Annotated in this window: 15 protein-coding genes and 3 rRNA genes; 8 read left to right on the forward strand and 10 right to left on the reverse strand. The window is 68.0% G+C overall.

Annotated elements, in window-relative coordinates; genetic code table 11:
- Positions 1 to 17 precede the first annotated feature (17 nt).
- Together DEJ48_RS20815 and DEJ48_RS20820 are read right to left on the reverse strand one after the other, a co-directional pair.
- Positions 18 to 1,895 (reverse strand): sigma-70 family RNA polymerase sigma factor, encoded by a 1,878-nt coding sequence (locus tag DEJ48_RS20815; protein WP_150217633.1) that lies wholly within the window; start codon positions 1,893 to 1,895, stop codon positions 18 to 20.
- A gap of 241 nt (positions 1,896 to 2,136) precedes the next feature.
- On the reverse strand, positions 2,137 to 2,904 hold the full coding sequence (locus DEJ48_RS20820) for a TetR/AcrR family transcriptional regulator (protein ID WP_150217634.1): 768 nt from the start codon (positions 2,902 to 2,904) through the stop codon (positions 2,137 to 2,139).
- 372 nt (positions 2,905 to 3,276) lie between these two features.
- Here DEJ48_RS20820 and DEJ48_RS20825 point away from each other — a divergent pair, with 372 nt between their 5' ends.
- Together DEJ48_RS20825 and DEJ48_RS20830 are read left to right on the forward strand one after the other, a co-directional pair.
- On the forward strand, positions 3,277 to 4,671 hold the full coding sequence (locus DEJ48_RS20825) for an NAD(P)/FAD-dependent oxidoreductase (protein WP_150217635.1): 1,395 nt from the start codon (positions 3,277 to 3,279) through the stop codon (positions 4,669 to 4,671).
- A gap of 165 nt (positions 4,672 to 4,836) precedes the next feature.
- Positions 4,837 to 6,534, forward strand: coding sequence for a SpoIIE family protein phosphatase (locus DEJ48_RS20830; protein WP_150217636.1), 1,698 nt, complete (start codon positions 4,837 to 4,839; stop codon positions 6,532 to 6,534).
- Between the two features lie 23 nt (positions 6,535 to 6,557).
- Here the strand turns inward: DEJ48_RS20830 and DEJ48_RS20835 are convergent, their stop codons facing one another.
- Positions 6,558 to 7,844: an MFS transporter gene (locus DEJ48_RS20835; protein WP_190537496.1), complete on the reverse strand. Its 1,287-nt coding sequence runs from the start codon at positions 7,842 to 7,844 to the stop codon at positions 6,558 to 6,560.
- Between the two features lie 136 nt (positions 7,845 to 7,980).
- On the opposite strand from DEJ48_RS20835, the gene DEJ48_RS20840 reads away from it, so the two are divergent.
- From DEJ48_RS20840 to rrf, 4 genes are all read left to right on the forward strand, one after another.
- Positions 7,981 to 8,529: a MarR family winged helix-turn-helix transcriptional regulator gene (locus tag DEJ48_RS20840; protein ID WP_055568202.1), complete on the forward strand. Its 549-nt coding sequence runs from the start codon at positions 7,981 to 7,983 to the stop codon at positions 8,527 to 8,529.
- Between the two features lie 674 nt (positions 8,530 to 9,203).
- Positions 9,204 to 10,729: ribosomal RNA gene (locus DEJ48_RS20850) — 16S ribosomal RNA — on the forward strand.
- Positions 10,730 to 11,041: 312 nt separating this feature from the next.
- A 23S ribosomal RNA gene (locus DEJ48_RS20855) occupies positions 11,042 to 14,163 on the forward strand.
- An 87-nt stretch (positions 14,164 to 14,250) separates the two neighbouring features.
- Positions 14,251 to 14,367: ribosomal RNA gene (rrf, locus tag DEJ48_RS20860) — 5S ribosomal RNA — on the forward strand.
- Together the 16S, 23S and 5S rRNA genes form the textbook arrangement of a ribosomal RNA operon.
- Positions 14,368 to 14,448: 81 nt before the next feature.
- Here rrf and DEJ48_RS20865 read toward each other — a convergent pair.
- Genes DEJ48_RS20865 through DEJ48_RS20880 form a run of 4 tightly spaced genes read right to left on the reverse strand, consistent with a single transcriptional unit; the run spans position 14,449 to position 18,189 of the window.
- A complete protein-coding gene (locus DEJ48_RS20865) occupies positions 14,449 to 15,123 on the reverse strand; it encodes a response regulator (RefSeq protein WP_150217638.1) in 675 nt (224 codons plus the stop codon).
- Positions 15,120 to 16,373 (reverse strand): sensor histidine kinase, encoded by a 1,254-nt coding sequence (locus DEJ48_RS20870; protein WP_223832123.1) that lies wholly within the window; start codon positions 16,371 to 16,373, stop codon positions 15,120 to 15,122. Before DEJ48_RS20870 ends, DEJ48_RS20865 begins: the two co-directional genes overlap by 4 nt.
- A 53-nt stretch (positions 16,374 to 16,426) precedes the next feature.
- Positions 16,427 to 17,230: an ABC transporter permease gene (locus tag DEJ48_RS20875; protein ID WP_150217640.1), complete on the reverse strand. Its 804-nt coding sequence runs from the start codon at positions 17,228 to 17,230 to the stop codon at positions 16,427 to 16,429.
- Positions 17,227 to 18,189: an ATP-binding cassette domain-containing protein gene (locus DEJ48_RS20880; RefSeq protein WP_150217641.1), complete on the reverse strand. Its 963-nt coding sequence runs from the start codon at positions 18,187 to 18,189 to the stop codon at positions 17,227 to 17,229. The genes DEJ48_RS20875 and DEJ48_RS20880 overlap by 4 nt, the downstream gene beginning before the upstream one ends.
- A 129-nt stretch (positions 18,190 to 18,318) precedes the next feature.
- Between DEJ48_RS20880 and DEJ48_RS20885 the strand changes: the two genes are divergently transcribed.
- Positions 18,319 to 18,870 carry a GNAT family N-acetyltransferase gene (locus DEJ48_RS20885; protein WP_150217642.1) on the forward strand — a complete coding sequence of 184 codons (552 nt, stop codon included), beginning with the start codon at positions 18,319 to 18,321 and terminating at the stop codon, positions 18,868 to 18,870.
- Between the two features lie 44 nt (positions 18,871 to 18,914).
- Here the strand turns inward: DEJ48_RS20885 and DEJ48_RS20890 are convergent, their stop codons facing one another.
- The gene (locus DEJ48_RS20890) at positions 18,915 to 19,850 is read right to left on the reverse strand and encodes a helix-turn-helix transcriptional regulator (protein ID WP_190537498.1); all 936 of its coding nucleotides are present in this window, start codon (positions 19,848 to 19,850) and stop codon (positions 18,915 to 18,917) included.
- A gap of 100 nt (positions 19,851 to 19,950) precedes the next feature.
- Between DEJ48_RS20890 and DEJ48_RS20895 the strand changes: the two genes are divergently transcribed.
- Positions 19,951 to 20,688: an SDR family NAD(P)-dependent oxidoreductase gene (locus tag DEJ48_RS20895; protein ID WP_190537500.1), complete on the forward strand. Its 738-nt coding sequence runs from the start codon at positions 19,951 to 19,953 to the stop codon at positions 20,686 to 20,688.
- 27 nt (positions 20,689 to 20,715) lie between these two features.
- Here the strand turns inward: DEJ48_RS20895 and DEJ48_RS20900 are convergent, their stop codons facing one another.
- Both DEJ48_RS20900 and DEJ48_RS20905 read right to left on the reverse strand, forming a co-directional pair.
- Complete coding sequence (locus DEJ48_RS20900; RefSeq protein WP_150217645.1) at positions 20,716 to 22,422, reverse strand: TraM recognition domain-containing protein; 1,707 nt, start codon at positions 22,420 to 22,422, stop codon at positions 20,716 to 20,718.
- Positions 22,412 to 23,812: an ATP-binding protein gene (locus DEJ48_RS20905; RefSeq protein ID WP_150217646.1), complete on the reverse strand. Its 1,401-nt coding sequence runs from the start codon at positions 23,810 to 23,812 to the stop codon at positions 22,412 to 22,414. Before DEJ48_RS20905 ends, DEJ48_RS20900 begins: the two co-directional genes overlap by 11 nt.
- Between the last annotated feature and the right edge of the window lie 44 nt (positions 23,813 to 23,856).

Here is a 23,856-nt window from a genome sequence, read left to right on the forward strand (position 1 = left end):
GACTTCCGACACAGGCCCTAGCGGCAGGTCATGCGTGACTGCGCCCAGTCCGCGAGCGCCGTCGTGTCGAACGGCGTATGGGGTTCGACGACGAGCCTGACCGTCCTGCGCCCACTCAGGTCCACATGCACCGGCACCGCCGGGTCACCGCCCTTGACCAGCGGGGACTGCCACAACCGAGCCCCGTCCCCGTACACGGAGAAGCGCACCTTGCCGAGGCCCATCGTCATGTCGTCGACACCGACGACCGCGTCGTACGTCGAGCAGCTGCGGTTGAGGTCGATGGTGACGGAGGACCGGCCGTGCACGGTCACGCCGTGGGAGTACCGCTTGTCGCCGACCGACAGGCCCCAGCGCTGCCACACCCAGCTGCTCTCGGTGAGCCGCATCTCGGGCTTCGTGCCGTCGCCGGTGACGCCGTACTTCAGCTCGTTCCACTGGTAGACCCTGGGGGCAGGCGGCGGCGGGGGCGGCGGCTTCGGGGTCGGCTTCGGCTTCGGAGGGGTCGGTTTCGGCTTCGGGGCGGGCGGCGGCGTGGGCTTCGGCCGCGGCTTCTCCTCGGCGGGAGGCTTCGGCTTCGGCGTGGGGGTGGGAGTGGGCTTCGGGGTCGGTTTCGGGGCGGGCGGCGGCGGCTTCGGCTTGGCCTCCGGCTTCTCGGGCGGCGGCTTCCGCGGCACGACCGACTCGGAGACCACGGGTTCCTTGGCCGGCGGCGGGTCCGCCTTCGGCTTGCCGCCCCCTCCGGTGAGGGCGATCGCCGCCGCGACCCCGGCCGCCACGACGACGCCCGCCGCGATACCGGCCTTCGCGGGCGCGCCGAGCCCCTCGGACGCGGCGGCACCACCCGCCGCGGACCCGCCCGTCGACCCGCCTGCCGCGGCCGCGCCCGCGGCCCCCGCGGCACCCGCTCCGACGGTGCCGCCGCCGACGAGCGCGGCCACCTTCGCGTACCCGGCGGCACCGAACCAGCCGATGACGGCGATCGGCACGACCGCGGGAATCCCGCTCGCGACGTCCTTGATCTGCCCGGCGGCGAGCCGGCACTTCGCGCACTCCTCCAGGTGCTTGCGCAGGCCACGCTCGGCGCGGGTGCGCAGACCGCCGCGCGCGTAGGCCCCGAGCCGGTCGGCGTAGCGCGCGCACTCCTCGCTCTCGGTGAGCGTGGCGCTGACGTGCGCCTGGAGGTAGGCCTGTTTGAGTCCCTCGCGGGCGCGGCTCGCGAGCACACGCGTGCCGTTCGCGTCGAGGCCGAAGAGCGTGGCGACGTCGCTGGGCGACTCGTCCTCGACCTCCGTGTGCCACAGCACGGCCTGCCAGCGCTCCGGCAGGCTCCGGAAGGCCTGCATGGCCATCGACTGCTCGGCCTCGTGCATCGCGCGGACGTCCGCGCCCAGATCCAGGGTGGCGTCGTCGGAGACCTCGGTGCCCCGCGCGGCCTGCGCGGCGAACACCGCGAAGTCGTCGACCAGATGCTCGCGCTTCGCCGACTTCGTCCAGCCGGCGGCGACCCGGCGCACGGTGGTGAGCAGATAGGCGCGCACGGCGTGCTCGGGCCCGCTGCCGCCGCGCACCGCCTGCAGCATGCGGGCGAACACCTCGGCGGTGAGGTCGTCGGCGGTGTGGGCGTCACGGCAGCAGGTGCGGGCGTAGCGCCGCACGGCCTCGGCGTGGCGGCGGTACAGCTCCTCGTACGCCGAGTCGTCGCCCGAGCGCATCCGCGCGATCAGGTCGGCGTCGGGAACCGGTGTCTCGGCGCCTCCCGGAACCGAGGCACCCGCGCCGCCCTCGCGCTGCGGAGGCACGCTCGGGCCACCCGCGTCGGCGGCGCTGACGGGACCTCCCGCACCGCTGTCGGGACCGTCCTGGGACGCCTCGTCCCGACCGTCAACACTCATCGCGGAACGCCCCCGGTTGCACACTCAGACCCGACCACCGGGAAAGCGTGCCACACGGTCGTGCCACGGCCGAGAGGGAAGACGTTCAACCACCCGTCCGGGGCGACTTCCCGCAATCGAGCACTACCGTTCACCCATTCGGGGAAGGTTCAACGTCCTTCGCGCACCGTGGAGTTGAACCTTCCGCCGCCTGGGCGCCGTGCACAACCGCCCCGGAGCCGAGCGGCGACGATCCGAACGGTTACGCGGGCCGCGACCGCAGACCCTCCAGCAGGATGTCGAGAAGCCGCGACGAGGCCGCCGCCTGCTGTGCCGCGTCCGGCAGCGAGGGCGCCGCCGTGGCGATCACCAGCAGGACGTCGGACACCGTCACGTCCGCCCGCAGCTCGCCCGCCTCACGGGCCCGCTCCACGAGACGGCCGACGACGTCGAGGAGCGTCGCCGCTCCCGTGTCGTCACCCAGGGAGGCCGACTCCTCGATGGGCGCCTGGCGCTGTTCGACGAGACGCAGGTCGGGGGAGTCCGTGGCCGGCTGCCGCTGCTGCGGCACCCGCACCTCGTCCTCCTCGGCGCCGTCCTCGACGCTCACCCGCAGCACCTGCGGCGGCAGCAGCCGGCCCGCACCCGATGCCACGGACGTCCGCAGGAAGCGCGACAGCGCCGACCACGGCTCGTCCTCCTGCCCGAGCGCCGCACGCGCCTGGTCGGTCAGCCGGGAGGTCTCCTCCTCGGCTATCCGCCTGACCAGCACGTCCTTGCTCGGGAAGCGGCGGTAGACCGTGCCGACCCCGACCCGCGCGCGGCGCGCCACGTCTTCCATCGGCGCGCCGTAACCCAGCTCGCCGAAGACTTCGCGCGCCGCCCTCAGTACATGTTCGAGATTGCGCTGTGCGTCGACACGCAGCGGTGTCGTGCGCGCTCCTTCCCCCATGTCGCGTCCGTTCCCGACCGGGCCGACGGCTGATGCCGACACGGCAGCGGAAGTCCAGTGAGTCTCCTGAATGTGCATACGCGTTCCCCCGGTAATGACGTCTCCCCCCGGAGACACTCCCCGCCATTGACTACCGAAGTGTGAGGAGCGAGCCCTTCCACGAGCCGGAAAACCGGCCCGACGAGCGCATCCCCCGACACCCCGACGTCACACGAACATAGTTGAGCGGGGGTCAATTCAGAAGAGGCGGGTTCCGCACGGCGTGCCCCCCGATCGGAGTATGCGCCCTTTCCGGCCTTCCCCCACCCCTCTTCTCCGCTCTCTTCGCCCCCGCTGACCTGCACACCTGGCACACCCGACAGGAGAAATCCGGGGTACTCCCGCGCACCGCTCCCGGTCACACAAATTGCCGGGCCTGTGGACAAACGCCGAAGCCGGGTGCGTCATGGGATGGTGAAGGCTGCGATCTCCCGGGGGACGACCCCCGTGCCCCCGGACTGTGTACGCATTCTCGTCGTCGGCGGTGGCTACGTCGGCATGTACACCGCGCTGAGACTCCAGCGAAAGCTGAAACGCGAGCTCAAGCGGGGTGAGGTCGAGATCGTCGTGATCGCCCCCGATCCTTATATGACGTATCAACCGTTCCTGCCCGAAGCCGCCGCGGGATCCATTTCGCCGCGCCACGTCGTCGTGCCGCTCCGCCGCACCCTCGACCAATGCCGCATCGTCATCGGCGAGGTCGAATCGGTCGATCACGCCAAGCGCACCGCGACCTTCACCACCCTCGCCACCGAGGAAGAGGGCACCGGATCCGTCCAGATCGCGTACGACGAACTCGTCATGGCCCCCGGATCCATCGCCCGCACCCTCCCGGTGCCCGGACTCGCCGAGTACGCCATCGGCTTCAAGACCGTCGAAGAGGCCATCGGCCTGCGCAACCACGTCATCGAACAGATGGACATCGCCTCCTCCACGCGCGACCCCGCGATCCGCGACGCCGCCCTGACCTTCGTCTTCGTGGGCGGCGGTTACGCGGGTGTCGAGGCGCTCGGCGAACTGGAGGACATGGCGCGCTACGCGTCCCGGTACTACCACAACATCAAGGCCGAGGACATGAAGTGGATCCTCGTCGAGGCGACGGGCCGCATCCTGCCCGAAGTCGGCGAGGAAATGGGCAAGTACACGGTGCGCGAGCTGCGAAGGCGCAATATCGACGTACGCCTGGAGACCCGTCTCGAATCGTGCGAGGACCGCGTGGCCGTCCTCAGCGACGGCGCGCGCCACCCCACCCGCACCGTCGTATGGACCGCGGGCGTCAAGGCGCACCCCGTGCTCGCCGCCACCGACCTGCCGTTGAACGAACGCGGCCGCCTCAAGTGCACCGCACAGCTGTCCGTCGACGGCGCCCCGCACGCGTGGGGCGCGGGCGACGCGGCCGCCGTCCCCGACGTCACCGCGGACGAGCCGGGCACGGAGTGCGCACCCAACGCCCAGCACGCGGTGCGCCAGGCCAAGGTCCTCGCCGACAACATCGTCGCCACCCTGCGCGAGCGCCCTCTCCAGGAGTACGAGCACAAATACGTCGGCTCCGTGGCCTCCCTGGGACTGCACAAAGGTGTCGCGCACGTCTACGGACGCAAGCTGAAGGGCTACCCTGCCTGGTTCATGCACCGCGTCTACCACCTGAGCAGAGTGCCGACCATCAACCGCAAGTCCCGAGTGCTCTCCGAATGGACCCTGTCCGGCCTGTTCAAACGCGAGATCGTCTCCCTGGGATCGCTCGAACACCCCCGCGCGGAGTTCGAACTCGCGGCCGGTGGGGAGCGCCCGAAGGAGTCCTCCTGACCGGAGTCAGGAACTCCCCGCACAGGGACGGCGTCTGACGGATGTCAGTCCGTTCGGTCAGACTGTTCGTGTGACCATGGGCAGGCCGTCAGGCCGACACCAGGGACGTCCGCTCTCGACATGCTGTGTTCCCGATCCAGAAGCGACACCACGAGGCCTACCGCAGTGAACTTCACGCGCTGGAGCGCCCGGCTCCCCGGAACGCAGCGCCGCGCAGCAGCGCGGACCGAACAAGCGGTCTCCACGGCACCGCGCGGGGACGGCTCCGTCCCCGCGGCCCGCGCCGAGCGGCCCACCGGGGTGGGCGAACCCCTCCCACCGGGCGGCGCCGTCGGCCTCACAGGACCCGACGGCATCGAGGAACTGCCCGTCCGCGAGGTGCTCGACCGCATCCCGGCCCTCGTCGCCCTGGTGCACGGCACCGACCACCGCATCGCGTACGTCAACGACGCGTACGCCGCCGCCTTCGGCCCCCGGCCCGTCGGCGAACCCGCGCGCGTGGCCCTGCCCGAACTGACCGAGCTGGGCCTGCTCTCGCTGCTCGACCAGGTCCTGCGCAGCTCGAAGCCGCGCACCGTCAAGTCCCGCAAGGCGGCCTCCGGCCGGTCGTACACGTTCACGTGCACCCCCGTCACGCTGCCGCTCGGCGGCTCCGCGGCGGGACCCGAAGAGGGCAGCGGCGTCCTGGTGTTCGCCGCGGACGTCACCGACCACGCCGAGGCCGCCGAACGCCTGCGCACCAGCGAACGCGCCCAGCGCGAGACCGCCGTCACCCTCCAGAAGTCCCTGCTGCCCCAGGAGTTGGAGCAGCCGGACGACCTGCGCATCGCCGCCACCTACCAACCGGGCGGCACCGAGGCGGCGGTCGGCGGCGACTGGTACGACGTGATCACCCTCGGCGGCGGCCGCACCGCCCTCGTCATCGGCGACGTGATGGGCCGCGGGGTGCGCGCGGCCGCCGTCATGGGCCAGCTCCGCACAGCCGTCCGGGCCTACGCCCGCCTGGACCTCCCCCCGCACGAGGTCCTGCAGCTCCTGGACGGCCTCGCCACCGAGATCGACCCCAGCCAGATCGCCACGTGTGTCTACGCGGTGCACGACCCGAACGAAGGAAGCCTCGTCTACGCATCGGCGGGACACCTCCCCATCCTCGTGCGCGACGAGAACGGCACGATCCACCGCGCGGAGGAGCCCACCGGGCCCCCGCTCGGCACCGGAGGCTGGCTGCACACCTCGGGCTCCGTCCCCCTCGGCCCCGGCTCCACCGCCGTCCTCTACACGGACGGCCTCGTCGAACGCCGCAGCGAGGACATCGACGAAGGCGTCGCCGCACTGGAACGCGCCCTCGCCGGCGCCACCGGCACACCCCAGGTGGTGTGCGACCGCCTGATCCGCGCCCTGGGAGTGACGGCCGACCACGACGACGACGTGGCCGTCCTGGTCCTCCAGCACCCGGCCCGTGCCGGAGGCGACGCCGAGCTGTTCAGGAACGCCGCCCTGGAACTCCTCGGCGGCGTGGAAGCCGCTCCACGCGCGCGTGCCTTCGCCACGGGAGTCCTCGCCAGCTGGCGCTTCTCCCCGGAACTCCACGACCTGGGAGTCCTCGCGGCCAGCGAACTGGTCGCGAACTCCCTCCAGCACGGCACCCCGCCGATGCGTCTGCGTCTGCGTCGCACCGACCGCAGGCTGATCATCGAGGTCACCGACGGCGACGACCACCTGCCGCGCCGCCGCCGCGCCGAACCGGCGGATGAGGCGGGACGCGGCATCGCCATCGTCGCGACGATCGCGTCGAACTGGGGCTCGCGCCGCACACCGGGCGGCGGCAAGGCCGTCTGGTGCGAGTTCGCGCTCCCCAAGTAGACGTATGGACGTCGAGCAGACGTTCAGGCGTGCGCGGTCTCCGGCTCGGCCGGGGCCGGGCCGCCCTGCGCCACCACTGGGCTTTTGGCCAGCGAAGGCTGGTTCTGCAGCGGCGTGAGCCGACGCCCCAGCCGCACCGCGAGCACCGTGATGCCCAGCGAGAACAGAACGAACGTCACGATGTACGGGACGTGCAGCGCGGCACCCATCGGCCCGCCCACGGCCGGACCGACCGCGAGGGCCAGCTGCTTCACCAGGGCGAAGGCCGAGTTGTACTGACCGACCATGCCGCCCGGCGCCAGGTCGGCGACCAGCGGCGCCACGGTCGGCGACAGCATCGCCTCACCGAGCCCGAAGAGGGCGTACGTCGAGATGAACGCGGCGGTCGCCATCGCCTGGCTGCCGTGCCCGACGCCCGCGTACCCGGCGAGCAGCCACGCGAAGGCCCAGATCAGACCGACGGCCGCGATCACACGGGACCGCTTGCGCCGCTCGACGAACTTCAGGACGGCGAACTGCGCGATCACGATCATGGCCGTGTTGGCGGCCAGCGCGATGCCGAGCGTCGACGCCGAGATGCCCGCGGCCTCCACGCCGTACGCGGAAAGCCCCGACTCGAACTGCCCGTAGCAGGCGAAGAAGATCACGAAGCCGAGCACGCACAGCTGCACCATGGCCTTGTGCTTCAGGAGCGCCCGCATGCCGCCCCGCGGAGCGGAGGCGTCCTTCGGCATCGCGTCCTGGATGGACGGCGCGTGCGGCAGCCGCACGGTCAGCGCGATGCCCGCGAGCACCAGGAACATCACGGACTCGATGGAGAACAGCAGCGTGAAGCTGCTCGGACGGCTCTCGTCGACGATCTGCCCGCCGATGAGACCACCGATGCCGAGGCCCAGGTTCTGCAGGAAGAACTGCATCGCGAAGGACCGCGTACGGGTGGCCGGCGTCGAGGACCAGACGATCATCGTGGCCAGCGCCGGCTGCATGACCGCCGTACCGGCACCGAGCAGCGCCGCCGAGAGGATCGCCGTCGGCTCGCTGTTCGCGAAGCCGAGCGCGATCGCGCCCACAGAGGCGACACCCGCCGCTCCCACGAGCACGGGCAGGGGGCCGCGACGGTCGATGACACGGCCGGTGATGGGCAGGACGATCAGCGCGGCCATGGCGAACGCGGCGAGCACGATGCCCGCCGCACTGGATCCAAGATCTCGCACCTGCGCCACATAGACGTAGAGGAACGGAACCGTGAACCCGATGCCGAACGCGCTCAGCGCGCTGCCTGCCTGAATACGACGCATCGCTGCGCCCATCGCCCTGGTCACTTTCACCTGCCTTGAGAGAGTCGTGTGATGGCTTAGAAGTGAAGACTTCGAAGCTAAAGTTCGAGACTAAACTGTACACACCGAAGGACTTCAATGCCAAGCGGGGCCGTGCCATACTCGGCCCATGGGTGACACCCCCGGCCCAAGTGAGCCGACACTTGAAGAGCAGATCGCCGCGTATCAGCGGGAGTTCCAGGACCTCGACCCCCAGGTCGAGGAGATCGTCTCGGCCCTCGGCCGCCTGAACCGCCGCATGAACGTCGCCTACGGCCGCCAGACGGCGACCCTCGGCATCAGCAACGCCGAGTGGGAGGTCCTCAAGGCGCTCGTCCTCTCCGGAGCCCCGTACCAAATGGGCCCCGGCGACCTGGCCAAGCGGCTCGGCCTCACGCCGGCCGCGATGACCCACCGGATCGACCGCATGGTGGCGGAGGGGCTGGTCACGCGGGACCGCGACGAGAACAACCGCGTCCGCGTCATCGTGGAGCTGACCGCGGAAGGCCGCGAGAAGTGGCTGGAGGCGATGCGGCTCGCCACGGTCTTCGAGGAGGACCTCCTCCAGGACCTGTCCCAGGAGGAGCGGGGCGCGCTGGGCGAGGTGCTGACCCGTCTTCTACGTCGGGTGGAGCACGCCCAGCCGGACGCGGGCGGACGCCTGACGGACCTGGACTGAAGCGGCCGGTCCCGCAGGACTGAGGGGCTGCTCGGCGGGGTACTGAGTGGGGTTGACAGCCACCTGCCCGATCCGTAGAGTTCTTCGGGTTGCCACGGAGCCGTAACGGTTCTGCGACAGCACCTCCCGCCGCGAGAAGCGGCAAACCAAACTCTGCACAACCTCCCAACGGAACCGATTCGGCATGCCCGAATTCAATTCCAGGACTCGATTATGAGTCGCCGGGAAAACACGCTAGAGTTTGAGACGTCGGAACGGCCCAACAGCCGCAAAGACAACCCACTCTGACTGGGAGTCAGGCCCGAAAGGATCTGATAGAGTCGGAACCGCCGGAAAGGAAAACGCAAAAGCCGAAAGGCCGGAGCGGGAACCGGAAAGGCACCGAGGAAATCGGACACGAAAGAGTCTGATAGAGTCGGAAACGCAAGAACAAAAGAAACACCGAAGGGGAGCGCCCGGAGGAAAGCCCGCAAGGGTGAGTACAAAGGAAGCGTCCGTTCCTTGAGAACTCAACAGCGTGCCAAAAGTCAACGCCAGATATGTTGATAACCCCGGCTCACTTCGGTGAGTTGGAGGTTCCTTTGAAAAAACACAGCGAGGACGCTGTGAACGGACGGGATTATTCCTCCCGACCGTTCCGCTCTCGTGTGTGAGCACCGGATTACCGGTACACATTCACGGAGAGTTTGATCCTGGCTCAGGACGAACGCTGGCGGCGTGCTTAACACATGCAAGTCGAACGATGAAGCCCTTCGGGGTGGATTAGTGGCGAACGGGTGAGTAACACGTGGGCAATCTGCCCTTCACTCTGGGACAAGCCCTGGAAACGGGGTCTAATACCGGATAACACCTTCCCTCGCATGGGGGAAGGTTGAAAGCTCCGGCGGTGAAGGATGAGCCCGCGGCCTATCAGCTTGTTGGTGAGGTAGAAGCTCACCAAGGCGACGACGGGTAGCCGGCCTGAGAGGGCGACCGGCCACACTGGGACTGAGACACGGCCCAGACTCCTACGGGAGGCAGCAGTGGGGAATATTGCACAATGGGCGAAAGCCTGATGCAGCGACGCCGCGTGAGGGATGACGGCCTTCGGGTTGTAAACCTCTTTCAGCAGGGAAGAAGCGAAAGTGACGGTACCTGCAGAAGAAGCGCCGGCTAACTACGTGCCAGCAGCCGCGGTAATACGTAGGGCGCAAGCGTTGTCCGGAATTATTGGGCGTAAAGAGCTCGTAGGCGGCTTGTCACGTCGATTGTGAAAGCTCGGGGCTTAACCCCGAGTCTGCAGTCGATACGGGCTAGCTAGAGTGTGGTAGGGGAGATCGGAATTCCTGGTGTAGCGGTGAAATGCGCAGATATCAGGAGGAACACCGGTGGCGAAGGCGGATCTCTGGGCCATTACTGACGCTGAGGAGCGAAAGCGTGGGGAGCGAACAGGATTAGATACCCTGGTAGTCCACGCCGTAAACGGTGGGAACTAGGTGTTGGCGACATTCCACGTCGTCGGTGCCGCAGCTAACGCATTAAGTTCCCCGCCTGGGGAGTACGGCCGCAAGGCTAAAACTCAAAGGAATTGACGGGGGCCCGCACAAGCAGCGGAGCATGTGGCTTAATTCGACGCAACGCGAAGAACCTTACCAAGGCTTGACATACACCGGAAAGCATTAGAGATAGTGCCCCCCTTGTGGTCGGTGTACAGGTGGTGCATGGCTGTCGTCAGCTCGTGTCGTGAGATGTTGGGTTAAGTCCCGCAACGAGCGCAACCCTTGTTCTGTGTTGCCAGCATGCCCTTCGGGGTGATGGGGACTCACAGGAGACCGCCGGGGTCAACTCGGAGGAAGGTGGGGACGACGTCAAGTCATCATGCCCCTTATGTCTTGGGCTGCACACGTGCTACAATGGCCGATACAATGAGCTGCGATACCGTGAGGTGGAGCGAATCTCAAAAAGTCGGTCTCAGTTCGGATTGGGGTCTGCAACTCGACCCCATGAAGTTGGAGTTGCTAGTAATCGCAGATCAGCATTGCTGCGGTGAATACGTTCCCGGGCCTTGTACACACCGCCCGTCACGTCACGAAAGTCGGTAACACCCGAAGCCGGTGGCCCAACCCCTTGTGGGAGGGAGCTGTCGAAGGTGGGACTGGCGATTGGGACGAAGTCGTAACAAGGTAGCCGTACCGGAAGGTGCGGCTGGATCACCTCCTTTCTAAGGAGCACTTCTAGGCTGCCTCGGCAGCCCAGAGGCCACTACGTCGGCAAACGTTCGACGGTGGTTGCTCATGGGTGGAACGTTGACTACTCGGCACACTTGATCGTCTTCTCCTTCTAGTACTGCTCGTCAGAGCGTGGAGCGTTGAGGGAAGCGGTAAGGGTGTCGGGCACGCTGTTGGGTATCTGAGGGTACGGGCTGTCAAGCCTGTCCTTCGCGATGCCGACCCCAGTGCACTCGGGCTACTGGTCCGGGGTGATGGGTGGTTGGTCGTTGTTTGAGAACTGCACAGTGGACGCGAGCATCTGTGGCCAAGTTTTTAAGGGCGCACGGTGGATGCCTTGGCACCAGGAACCGATGAAGGACGTGGGAGGCCACGATAGTCCCCGGGGAGTCGTCAACCAGGCTTTGATCCGGGGGTTTCCGAATGGGGAAACCCGGCAGTCGTCATGGGCTGTCACCCGCTGCTGAACACATAGGCAGTGTGGAGGGAACGCGGGGAAGTGAAACATCTCAGTACCCGCAGGAAGAGAAAACAACCGTGATTCCGGGAGTAGTGGCGAGCGAAACCGGATGAGGCCAAACCGTATGCGTGTGAGACCCGGCAGGGGTTGCGCATACGGGGTTGTGGGATCTCTCTTTTACAGTCTGCCGGCTGTGAGACGAGTCAGAAACCGTTGATGTAGACGAAGGACATGCGAAAGGTCCGGCGTAGAGGGTAAGACCCCCGTAGTCGAAACGTCAGCGGCTCGTTTGAGAGACACCCAAGTAGCACGGGGCCCGAGAAATCCCGTGTGAATCTGGCGGGACCACCCGTTAAGCCTAAATATTCCCTGGTGACCGATAGCGGATAGTACCGTGAGGGAATGGTGAAAAGTACCGCGGGAGCGGAGTGAAATAGTACCTGAAACCGTGTGCCTACAAGCCGTGGGAGCGTCGGGATGGAGCTTGCTTCATCCTCGTGACTGCGTGCCTTTTGAAGAATGAGCCTGCGAGTTTGCGGTGTGTTGCGAGGTTAACCCGTGTGGGGAAGCCGTAGCGAAAGCGAGTCCGAATAGGGCGACATAGTAGCGCGCTCAAGACCCGAAGCGGAGTGATCTAGCCATGGGCAGGTTGAAGCGGCTGTAAGAGGTCGTGGAGGACCGAACCCACCAGGGTTGAAAACCTGGGGGATGACCTGTGGTTAGGGGTGAAAGGCCAATCAAACTCCGTGATAGCTGGTTCTCCCCGAAATGCATTTAGGTGCAGCGTCGTGTGTTTCTTGCCGGAGGTAGAGCACTGGATAGGCGATGGGCCCTACCGGGTTACTGACCTTAGCCAAACTCCGAATGCCGGTAAGTGAGAGCACGGCAGTGAGACTGTGGGGGATAAGCTCCATGGTCGAGAGGGAAACAGCCCAGAGCATCGACTAAGGCCCCTAAGCGTACGCTAAGTGGGAAAGGATGTGGAGTCGCAGAGACAACCAGGAGGTTGGCTTAGAAGCAGCCACCCTTGAAAGAGTGCGTAATAGCTCACTGGTCTAGTGATTCCGCGCCGACAATGTAGCGGGGCTCAAGCGTACCGCCGAAGTCGTGTCATTCCAGCAGTAAGCCCCAACGGGTGCTGGGATGGGTAGGGGAGCGTCGTGTGCCGGGTGAAGCTGCGCCGGAAGGCAGTGGTGGACGGTTCACGAGTGAGAATGCAGGCATGAGTAGCGATACATACGTGAGAAACGTGTGCGCCGATTGACTAAGGGTTCCTGGGTCAAGCTGATCTGCCCAGGGTAAGTCGGGACCTAAGGCGAGGCCGACAGGCGTAGTCGATGGATAACCGGTTGATATTCCGGTACCCGCTGTGAAGCGTCAAACATCGAATCAGGCGATGCTAAGTCCGTGAAGCCGTCCCGATCTCTTCGGAGTTGAGGGAAGTGGTGGAGCCGACGAACCAGACTTGTAGTAGGTGAGTGATGGGGTGACGCAGGAAGGTAGTCCAGCCCGGGCGGTGGTTGTCCCGGGGTAAGGGTGTAGCCCGTCATCTAGGTAAATCCGGATGACATGAGGGTGAGACCTGATGCCGAGCCGATTGTGGTGAAGTGGATGATCCTATGCTGTCGAGAAAAGCCTCTAGCGAGTTTCATGGCGGCCCGTACCCTAAACCGACTCAGGTGGTCAGGTAGAGAATACCGAGGCGTTCGGGTGAACTATGGTTAAGGAACTCGGCAAAATGCCCCCGTAACTTCGGGAGAAGGGGGCCATTCCTGGTGATCGGATTTACTCCGTGAGCTGGGGGTGGCCGCAGAGACCAGCGAGAAGCGACTGTTTACTAAAAACACAGGTCCGTGCGAAGCCGTAAGGCGATGTATACGGACTGACGCCTGCCCGGTGCTGGAACGTTAAGGGGACCGGTTAGTGCGCTTTCGGGCGTGCGAAGCTGAGAACTTAAGCGCCAGTAAACGGCGGTGGTAACTATAACCATCCTAAGGTAGCGAAATTCCTTGTCGGGTAAGTTCCGACCTGCACGAATGGCGTAACGACTTCTCGACTGTCTCAACCATAGGCCCGGTGAAATTGCACTACGAGTAAAGATGCTCGTTTCGCGCAGAAGGACGGAAAGACCCCGGGACCTTTACTACAGTTTGATATTGGTGTTCGGTTCGGCTTGTGTAGGATAGGTGGGAGACTTTGAAGCGGGCACGCCAGTGTTCGTGGAGTCAACGTTGAAATACCACTCTGGTCGTGCTGGATGTCTAACCTCGGTCCGTGATCCGGATCAGGGACAGTGTCTGATGGGTAGTTTAACTGGGGCGGTTGCCTCCCAAAGAGTAACGGAGGCGCCCAAAGGTTCCCTCAGCCTGGTTGGTAATCAGGTGTTGAGTGTAAGTGCACAAGGGAGCTTGACTGTGAGACCGACGGGTCGAGCAGGGACGAAAGTCGGGACTAGTGATCCGGCGGTGGCTTGTGGAAGCGCCGTCGCTCAACGGATAAAAGGTACCCCGGGGATAACAGGCTGATCTTCCCCAAGAGTCCATATCGACGGGATGGTTTGGCACCTCGATGTCGGCTCGTCGCATCCTGGGGCTGGAGTCGGTCCCAAGGGTTGGGCTGTTCGCCCATTAAAGCGGTACGCGAGCTGGGTTTAGAACGTCGTGAGACAGTTCGGTCCCTATCCTCTGTGCGCGTAGGAATATTGAGAAGGGCTGTCCCTAGTACGAGAGGACCGGGACGGACGAACCTCTGGTGTGCCAGTTGTCCTGCCAAGGGCATGGCTGGTTGGCTACGTTCGGAAAGGATAACCGCTGAAAGCATCTAAGCGGGAAGCCTGCTTCGAGATGAGTATTCCCACCCCCTTTGAGGGGTTAAGGCTCCCAGTAGACGACTGGGTTGATAGGCCAGATCTGGAAGCCCGGTAACGGGTGGAGGTGACTGGTACTAATAGGCCGAGGGCTTGTCCTCAGTTGCTCGCGTCCACTGTGTTGGTTCTGAAACCACGAACAACCCCATGCAAGGTCACGCATGGTGCGGTTGACAGTTTCATAGTGTTTCGGTGGTCATAGCGTGAGGGAAACGCCCGGTTACATTCCGAACCCGGAAGCTAAGCCTCACAGCGCCGATGGTACTGCAGGGGGGACCCTGTGGGAGAGTAGGACGCCGCCGAACTTTTTTTGGGAAAACCCCCGCACCGTACGGTGCGGGGGTTTTCTGCGTTATGGGCCAGTTTTCGGCGTCATGACCTTGCCGTCATGACGGTGTCACCAATTTCGTGTCGTACGCCAGGATTACCGCCTGCACCCTGTCCCTCGTTCCCGTCTTCGCGAGAATGCGGCCCACGTGGGTTTTCACGGTCGATTCCGCGAGATGCAGGCGCGAGGCGATCTCCGCGTTCGTCCAGCCCTGGCCTATGACCGTCAGGATCTCGCGTTCCCTGTGGGTGAGTGACGACAGGCGCGGGTCGTCCGCCGGGGTGGCGGGGGCCGGGCCGGACGACGACGGGAGATGGTCCGCGTACGCGTCGAGGAGCCGGCGGGTCAGGCTCGGGGCGACCACCGCGTCGCCCGAGGCGACCGCGCGGATTCCGGAGAGGAGTTCCTCGGGCAGCGCGTCCTTGATGAGGAAGCCGGACGCTCCGGCGCGCAGTCCCGCGTACGCGTACTCGTCGAGGTCGAACGTGGTGAGGATGAGGACGCGGGTGCGCTCGCCCGACGCGATGATGCGGCGGGTGGCCTCGATGCCGTCGACTCCCGGCATGCGGATGTCCATCAGGACGACGTCGGGGTGGAGTTCGGCCGTCAGGCGGACCGCCTCGCTGCCGTTGCCCGCCTCGCCCGCCACCGCCATGTCGTCCTGGCTCTCCAGGAGCATGCGGAAACCGAAGCGCTGCATGGGCTGGTCGTCGACGATGAGCACGGTCGTCACGTTGCTGTCTCACGGTCCTTCGGTAGATGGAGGTGGACCCGCCATCCGCCGGTGGGGCGAGGCAGCGGGCCGGCCTCAAGTGTGCCCTCGTACAAGGCTGTTCGCTCGCGCATTCCCGTCAGTCCCCGGCCCTGGCCCCAACCCTCGCCCGAGGGCCGGGGGCCGCCCGCGCCCGTGTCCGTCACCTCCACCGTCACCCCCTCCTCCGCGTACGTGACGTCGACCGTCGCCGTGGCTCCCGGACCGCCGTGCTTGAGGGTGTTCGTGAGGGCCTCCTGCACGACGCGGTAGACCGTGAGCTGGCGGCCCGCGGGGACGGTGTCGGGGCTGCCCTGGACGGTGGTCCGGACGGGGAGGCCCGCCGCCCGGACGCCGTCGATGAGCTGGTCCAGGTCGGTCAGGGCCGGCTGCGGGGCGAGTTCGGCCGGGGCGGGGGCGTCGTCGCGCAGGACGTCCAGGAGGCGGCGGAGCTCGCCGAGGGCCTGCCTGCCGGTGCTGCCGATCGCCTCCAGGGCCTGGGCCGCGCGCTCGGGGGACTTGGCGGCCGCGTACGAGCCGCCGTCCGCGAGGCCCGTGATGACGGAGAGGTTGTGACCGATGATGTCGTGCATCTCCCGGGCTATCCGGGTGCGTTCGGCGGCCGCGGCGAGCTGCGCCTGCTGGTCCCGCTCGACCTCCAGCTGCCGGGCGCGCTCCACGAGGGCCTCGGTGTAGTCCTGGCGGGAGCGGACCGCGATGCCGAGCAGGGCGACCACGGCGTACGCCCACACGTTCGGGATGATCTGCTGGTCCCAACTGTTCTCGGGATACCGGACCGCGCCCACGACGAGCGGCACCGTCATCATCAGGCCCGCCCACCCGAGTGTCCTGAGGGGCAGCCGCATCGCGATGCTGAAGAGCACGAGCATCTGGATCAGGGCGGCTTGCAGCATGGCGCCGCTCCAGCTGTTGACCAGCCCCGTCGCCACCATCACGGTGAGGACCGCCATCGGGTGCCTGCGGCGCCACAGCACGGGCAGCGAGAGCCCCACCGACATCAGGAAGACCAGCCAGTCCGGGACGTCCGTGTCGGGCGCGACGTTGCGCCAGCCGCCGCTCGCGTCGACGAGGGCGGCGCCCACGAAGAACGTGGTCACCAGGAGGTCCCAGACGAGCGGGCGGCGCCTGTCGAAGGCGCGCACCCGCTGGGTCAGTCGCTGGAGGAGCTGGGTGAGGGGGTGCGGCTCGGTCACGGCTCTCGGCTCGGTCACGGCCTCATCCTCGTACAGGAGTGATCAGTTGGGAGCTCATCCGCCGTGAGGCCTCACACGTCGCGTCGCTTGAGCAGCGTGGTCGCCGCCGCCATGATGGCCGCCGCCCACAGGGCGAGCGTGAACACGGCCGTGCCGGGCGCGACGGCGTCCTCCACGCGCGCCACCGAGCCGAGGGAGCTCGCGGCCTGGGCGGGGAAGTACTTCATGGCGGTGTCCACGGCGCCGAACGGCAGCATCGACAGGACCTCGGGCAGGATCAGGACGGTCGCGACGAACGCGCCGATGGCACCGGGCACCGAGCGGAACAGGGCGCCGAGACCGAGCGCGATGAGGCTGAGCAGGGTGAGGGAGACGGCGCTGGTCGTGAGGGCGCCGAACACGCCGGGGTCGGTGAGCGCGAGCTCCTTGTCGGTGTCCGCGAGCCAGATCTGGGCGACGAGGAACGTCACGATGTTCGTCGCGAGGGACACGGTGAAGGCGACCGCGGTGAAGACACCGGCCTTGGACCACAGGACGGGGGCCCGGCGCGGTACCGCGGCGAGGGAGGAACGGATCATGCCCGTCGAGTACTCGCCCGCGGTCACGAGGATGCCGAGGACGGCGAGGCAGATCTGGGAGAGCTGGGTGCCGAAGAGGGTGAAGACGACGGTGTCGATCTCGGAGTCGTCGCCGTCGTACGTGGAGCCCATGGTGATGCCGACCGCGAGGACCAGGGCACTCGCGGTGATCAGAGTGATCCACGTCGAGCGGAGCGTCCACAGCTTGTGCCATTCGGAGCGGATGACGCCCTTGGTGCTGAGGCGGTAGGCAGGGGCGGTGCGGACGGCGGGGGTGTTGAGGGTGGTGCTGCTCATGCCGCAGCTCCTTCCGAACGACGGGTGGCAGAGGTGGCAGGGGGGCGGGTGGCGGCCACGTACTCGACCGAGTCCCGCGTCAGGTCCATGAACGCCTGCTCCAACGACGCCGTCTGAGGGGTGAGTTCGAAGAGCGGGATGCCGTGCGCGGCTGCGGTGCGCCCGATGTGCTCGGCGTCGGTGCCGCGTACGTCGAGGACGCCCGGGGCGTCGCCGGAGATCCGCACGCCCGGCCCCGCGAGCAGTTCGGTCAGGTGGCCCGCCTCGGGGGACACGACCCTGACAGCGCCGGAGCCCGACTCGCGTACGAAGCGCTCGACGGTGGTGTCGGCCAGGAGCTTGCCCCGGCCGATGATGATCAGGTGCTCGGCCGTCAGCGCCATCTCGCTCATGAGGTGCGACGAGACGAGGACCGTACGGCCCTCGGCGGCGAGGGACTTGAGGAGGTTGCGGATCCACAGGACGCCCTCGGGGTCGAGGCCGTTGACCGGCTCGTCGAGGATCACCGTGGCCGGGTCGCCGAGCAGGGCGGCCGCGATGCCGAGGCGCTGTCCCATGCCGAGGGAGAAGCCCTTGACGCGCCTGCGGGCGACCTCGTGGATGCCGGCCAGGTCCAGGACCGCGTCGACGCGGCTCTTCGGGATGGAGTGGGTGTGGGCGAGCGCCATGAGGTGGTGGTACGCGGAGCGGCCCGGGTGGACCGAGCGTGCCTCCAGGAGCGCGCCGACCTCGTGGAGGGGCGCGGGGTGGGCCGCGTAGGCGCGGTCGCCGATGGTGGCGCGGCCGCGGGTGGGGGAGTCGAGGCCGATGAGCATCCGCATGGTGGTGGACTTGCCCGCCCCGTTGGGGCCGAGGAAGCCGGTGACGGTGCCGGGGAGGACCTCGAAGCTGAGGTCGTCGACGGCCTTCTTGGCGGACTTGCCGCCGTAGTGCTTGGTCAGTCCGTATGCCCGAATCATGTTCTCGATGGTGGCGTTCGCGGGCGCGCGGATCGTCGGACCGGGGGCGGGGAGTGGGCGTGGGGACTAGTACCGGGGTACGACGGTGACCCTGAGACGCCCCTTGACGGGGGAACTTAAGATCACGGCATGGAACACGAGTACGTCGTACGAACCGTCCGCGCCGACGAGTGGCCGCAGGTCAGGGAGTTGCGGCTGGCCGCGCTGCGGGATCCGGCGGCGCCGGTCGCCTTCCTGGAGACCTACGAGGAGGCCGCGGCGAAGCCGGACTCGTTCTGGCGGGAGCGTGCCGAGGGCGCGGCTAAGGGCCTTCCGGTACGGCAGTTCGTGGCGGAGGACGCGGACGGCGTGTGGGTCGGCTCGGTGACCGTGCTGGTCGAGGAGGCGGGGGCGGACGACGTCTTCGGCGGGGTGACCGAGCAGCGGCAGGCGCACGTCGTGGGGGTCTACGTGCGGCCCGAGCACCGGGGCGCCGGCGCGACGGACGCGCTGTTCGAGGCGGCCGTGGGCTGGTCGTGGTCCCTGGACGGGCTGGAGCGGGTGCGGCTGTACGTCCACGAGGGCAACCCGCGGGCGCAGGCGTTCTACCGGCGCTTCGGGTTCGTACGCAGCGGTGGGGTCGTACCCGTGCCGGGGGACCCGTCCTCGCGGGAGTTCGAGCTGGTGCTGAAGCGGCCCTGACCGGCCAGGCCACGGGGCTTTCATGGCGAGAGGCGACACAGGCCCTAGGGCAGCTCCGGTTCCGTCCGCGCGATGAGGTAGCCGAGCTGCGCCCGTGACTGCGAGCCCAACTCGGCGGAGATCGCGGCCACATGGCCCGCCACCGTGCGCCGCGACACCCCGAGGCGGCGCGCGATGGCGTCGTCCGTGAGGCCGGAGACGAGGAGCTTCATCACCGTGCGGCGGACCTCGTCGACGATCAGTGGTTCGCGGCCGCGCGCGGCGGTCGGTTCGGCCACGGGCCGCGCCCGCTCCCAGGCGTCCTCGAAGACGGCCGCGAGGTGGGCCACGACGGTGGGCTGCCGGATCTCCACGGTGGCGCGGCCGACGAGGTAGGCGACGCTGCCGTCGCACACGAGCAGGCGCCCGGTCAGCTGGTGCAGGGTGCGGACGCGGCCGCCCGACCGCTCGATGTCCTGGAGGTGCCGCCACCGCGCGGCATGGGTGCGGGCCGCGTGCGGGAAGAGGGCACGGTGGGCGGCGCCGGCCGGGAACAGGGCCTCACCTGTCGGCTGGACGGTCAGGAGTTCCGTACGGCAGCCGCGTACGGCCTGCTCCAGGAGCGCGGGCCCGGCGTCCGTGCCGTCGACGACGGTCAGCCAGTCCTGGGACTCGCGCCGCGCGGCCCGGTAGATGGCGTGGACCGGCGAGAACCCGGCGCTCATCGACTTCAGCAACTCCTGCTGGGCGTCGAGCGACTCCCGTACGGGCTGGAGGAGTTCGGACTCCGCGACGTTGGGCGAGACCGGTACGAGGACGTCCGGGTCGTCCGGCGGCGGCGTCAGCAGGCCGAGGTGTACGAGGCAGCGGGGCGCCGTCGCGCGCGGCAGGCAGCCCTTGACGACCGCGGCCCGGTATCGGCTCAGGCCCGCGGCGCAGGGGGATTCCGCGGTGGCGGCGCAGCGGCAGCCGGTGCCGGGGCCTTGTGCGTCATCGTGCATCGCATGATTATGCACCGGCTTTTCCAAGGCGTTCGCGGCTCGTGACGGCGAAACTCGAACCCGTAAAGAGCACCTGCTTTGGATTCGAAGGACGGAAAACGTGGTCCACGTGAAGGAAGCCCTCTCCCGCAGCACCGTCGTCATCACCGGCGCGGGCAGCGGCATCGGACTCGCCACCGCCGAACTCGTCGCGCGGCGCGGAGCCCGCGTCGTCCTCACCGACCGCAGCGCGGAGGTGGTGCGCCCGCACGCCGAGCGGATCGCGGAACTCACCGGCTCGGAGGCCGAGTACCGGGCGCTGGACGTCACCGACGGCGCCGCCGTCGAGGAGGTCATGGGCTCGGTCGGCACCATCGACCACCTCTTCACCTGCGCGTCCGGCAGCGTCGTCGCGCCGTTCGAGGAGCTCACGGAGGCCGAGGTGCGCCGGTTCTTCGAGGTCAAGTGGTGGGGGCAGTACCGGTGCCTGCGGGCCGCGCTGCCGCACCTGCGCAGGGAGACGGGGTCGGTCACGCTCGTCTCCGGCTACCTCTACCGCAAGACCGACCCGGGCTACTTCGCGTTCGGCGCCGTCAACGGAGCGGTCGAGGCCGCGGTGAAGTCCCTTGCCGTCGAGCTGGCGCCGCTCCGCGTCAACGCGATCGCCCCCGGTCCGACCGACACGCACGCCCACCTGATGAGCCCCGAGCAGCACCGGGCCTACCGGGCGGAGATCGCCGAGCGGCTGCCCGTGGGGCGGCCCGGCACGGCCGAGGAGGTCGCCCACGCGGCGGCGTACCTGATGGAGAACGCGTTCACGACCGGTACGACGCTGGACGTCGACGGCGGCAAGCGCTGACGTACGGCCCCATCGGGGTCCGTGCGGTCACGTCACCGGCAGTTCGCTGTCCGGCCAGCGTGACCTGCCCTGTTCCCGGGACCGGAGCAGAGCCAGGGTCGGCAGGCCCCGGCCCGCCCCGGTGGAGAGCAGCTCCGGCAGCTGAGGCAGCGGAGCCACCGCGGCGACGTCGTCCAGGACGAGCGTCATTGGTGGGTCGAGCCGACCGGAGGATGACCGTGCGGCCATGCGCCGGCCGTGCTCGACCACGCTGGAGGCGAGTGCCGTCAACAGGGGCATGGCACCCGGGCCTTGGCGGGCCTTGGGATCCTCGATCGCCTCACCCACCACAAAAAGCGTGCCCCCTTCATCGACAAAGGAATCCAGAGAGAGCGCATCAGTTCGGTTCGGTGCGCAGGATTCGCGTACGTGGACGGTGAAGAGCGCGGCCAGGGCGCGGGCGGTCAACTCCTGCGCGATGTCCCGCCTTTCGGGGTGCGCGGTGAGCGTGGCCTCCAGCTCGCCCGCGGCGCCGGGCGCGGCCTTCGGATGCGTACGGAGGATGCGTACCGCCTCCTGCACCTGGTTGCCCTGCGACCAGCGGTGCACGTTCTTCATGGGCTTGTCCGCCACCGCGGCGGCGTGCAGGAAGCTGCGCATCAGGATCTGGGCCGTGTCGGCCACGGCGACGTCCAGCTTCGACGCCGGTCTTATCGGGGCGAGGAGCGCGGCGGCACGTGCCTCCGCCGTCGCCTTGTCCGCGCAGCCGGTGGTGGGGGACCAGTGGAGGCGGGCCGGGGTGTCGCACAGGTGGGAGGGGTCGTAGAGCAGGACGGGCCCGAGCTTGGCCCGCGCGTCCTTCGTCTCGGCCCACAGGGTGGGATCGGAGGTCAGGACGAGCGCGGCACCCTCGGCATCCTGGACGGCCTGCACGGCGAGGGGGCGGCGGGTGGCCGGGTCGCCGAGGACCAGGGGGGCGCGGGGGGTGGGGACGGTGAGGGGTGCGCTGGTGCCGGGGGCGGCGCCGACGGGGGCGGCGTACTCGACCGGCGTGGCGGTGGAGAGGGGGGCGAGGGCCGGGGCGGGTGCGCCTGGTTCCGCCGGTGCGGGTCCTGGGGCCGGTACGGGGGGCTGACCGGGGGCCGGGGCCGGGGCTGGAACCGCGGTGGGTTCCGGTGCGGGGGTCTGGGGCGGTGTCGGGGCGGGGGCCGGTCCCGCTGCGTGGGCTGGGGTCGGTGCTGGTGCTGGTGCTGGTCCCGGTTCCGGTGTCTGAACCGCTGCCGGACCAGGGGCAGAGCTCGGCGCCTCCGCCCCCTCCCGCCGAGCCCTCCGCACAGCCCGCCACCGCGTGACCGTCCCCATCACGAAGACGGTCATGACGATGAGCACCAGCAGTTGGCCGATGAACAGGCCCCAGAACAGGCCGTAGCCCGACAGCTGGTCCGCCGGGGTCTCCGGCCAGGCGCCCGCCACGTCCTTCGGGTTGCCGATCAAGTGGCGTACCGCGGGCGGCGTATGGCCGAACGAGACCTTCTCCGGCCACGCGCCCCGCGCGAACCGCCCCGCGAGGTTCGTGGCCGACCAGACGAGCACCGTGGCCCCGATCAGGAGGCCCAGGAAACCCACCAGGAGGCCGTCGGGAACCCCGCCGGAGCCGGACCCGGACGGCCGTGCCCGTCCGCCCCCGCGGGGGCCGCCGGGATCCGCCGGACCCCGCCCGTGCGGGGACCGCCCCCGCTCCCACTCATCCCGCATGCTGCTCCATGTACGCCGCCCGCTCCTCAGCCTCCAGCTCCGCCGCCCGCATCGCGTCGTCGGACGGGGCTTCGTGGGGGAGGTCGGCCGACGACTCGGTCATGGCGCGGTCGGTGAAGACCAGCGGCCGTTCCGTCTCGGTGATCAGGTGCTTCACCACCTGTACGTTGCCGTTCACGTCCCAGACGGCGATACCGGGCGTGAGCGTCGGGATGATCTCCACGGCCCACCTGGGCAGCCCGAGGACCCGTCCCGTGGCCCGTGCCTCGTCCGCCTTCTGGGCGTAGATCGTCCGGGTGGAGGCCATCTTCAGGATCGCGGCCGCCTCCTTGGCCGCCGCCCCGTCCACGACGTCGCTGAGGTGGTGGACCACCGCGACGAACGACAGACCGAGGCGTCGGCCGAACTTCAGGAGGCGCTGGAACAGCTGGGCCACGAAGGGGGAGTTGATGATGTGCCACGCCTCTTCGACCAGGAAGATGCGCTTCTTGCGGTCCGGGCGGATCCAGGTGTGTTCGAGCCAGACGCCGACGATCGCCATCAGAATCGGCATCGCGATCGAGTTGCGGTCGATGTGGGAGAGGTCGAAGACGATGAGGGGGGCGTCGAGGTCGATGCCGACGGTCGTCGGACCGTCGAACATGCCGCGCAGGTCGCCGTCGACGAGACGGTCGAGGACGAGCGCCACGTCCAGACCCCACGCCCGCACGTCGTCTATGGCCACGTTCATGGCCTCGGCCGACTCCGGCTCGGGGTGGCGCAGCTGCTCGACGATGTCGGTCAGGACCGGCTGCCGCTCGACGATGGTCTCGTTCACGTACGCGTGCGCGACCTTCAGCGCGAAGCCCGACCGCTCGTCGAGGCCGTGCCCCATGGCGACCTCGATGATGGTGCGGAGCAGCGCGAGCTGCCCGGTCGTCGTGATCGCCGGGTCCAGCGGGTTGAGCCGGATGCCCATGTCCAGGGCGGCCGTCGGGTCGAGCCGGATGGGAGTTATCCCCAGCTCCTGGGCGATGAGGTTCCACTCGCCGACGCCGTCCTCGCCCTGCGCGTCCAGGACGACGACCTGCCGGTCCTTGAACCGCAGCTGCCGCAGTACGTACGTCTTCTCCAGCGCCGACTTGCCGTTCCCGGACTCGCCGAGCACCAGCCAGTGCGGAGCGGGCAGCTGCTGCCCGTACAGCTGGAAGGGGTCGTAGATGTACCCCTTGCCGGAGTACACCTCACGCCCGATGATCACGCCCGAGTCGCCGAGTCCTGGCGCGGCCGTCGGGAGGTAGACCGCCTGGGCCTGCCCCGTGGACGTACGCACCGGAAGCCTGGTCGTCTCGACCTTCCCGAAGAGGAAGGAGGTGAAGGCGTCCGTGAGGACGGTCAGCGGATCCCGCATCGCAACAGCCTGCCTCTACGTCGATACCGTCTAGCGCTCGCGCG

Origin of the sequence: Streptomyces venezuelae, assembly GCF_008642315.1 — a bacterium.
Lineage (GTDB): Bacteria > Actinomycetota > Actinomycetes > Streptomycetales > Streptomycetaceae > Streptomyces > Streptomyces venezuelae_D.

Excerpts from the sequence above, each read along its gene's own strand:
- DEJ48_RS20815 (WP_150217633.1), bottom strand. The coding sequence starts at position 1,895 with ATGAGTGTTGACGGTCGGGACGAGGCGTCCCAGGACGGTCCCGACAGC.
- DEJ48_RS20820 (WP_150217634.1), bottom strand. The coding sequence starts at position 2,904 with ATGCACATTCAGGAGACTCACTGGACTTCCGCTGCCGTGTCGGCATCA.
- DEJ48_RS20825 (WP_150217635.1), top strand. The coding sequence starts at position 3,277 with ATGGTGAAGGCTGCGATCTCCCGGGGGACGACCCCCGTGCCCCCGGAC.
- DEJ48_RS20835 (WP_190537496.1), bottom strand. The coding sequence starts at position 7,844 with ATGGGCGCAGCGATGCGTCGTATTCAGGCAGGCAGCGCGCTGAGCGCG.
- DEJ48_RS20840 (WP_055568202.1), top strand. The coding sequence starts at position 7,981 with ATGGGTGACACCCCCGGCCCAAGTGAGCCGACACTTGAAGAGCAGATC.
- DEJ48_RS20875 (WP_150217640.1), bottom strand. The coding sequence starts at position 17,230 with ATGAGCAGCACCACCCTCAACACCCCCGCCGTCCGCACCGCCCCTGCC.
- DEJ48_RS20880 (WP_150217641.1), bottom strand. The coding sequence starts at position 18,189 with ATGATTCGGGCATACGGACTGACCAAGCACTACGGCGGCAAGTCCGCC.
- DEJ48_RS20885 (WP_150217642.1), top strand. The coding sequence starts at position 18,319 with ATGGAACACGAGTACGTCGTACGAACCGTCCGCGCCGACGAGTGGCCG.
- DEJ48_RS20890 (WP_190537498.1), bottom strand. The coding sequence starts at position 19,850 with ATGCACGATGACGCACAAGGCCCCGGCACCGGCTGCCGCTGCGCCGCC.
- DEJ48_RS20900 (WP_150217645.1), bottom strand. The coding sequence starts at position 22,422 with ATGCGGGATGAGTGGGAGCGGGGGCGGTCCCCGCACGGGCGGGGTCCG.
- DEJ48_RS20905 (WP_150217646.1), bottom strand. The coding sequence starts at position 23,812 with ATGCGGGATCCGCTGACCGTCCTCACGGACGCCTTCACCTCCTTCCTC.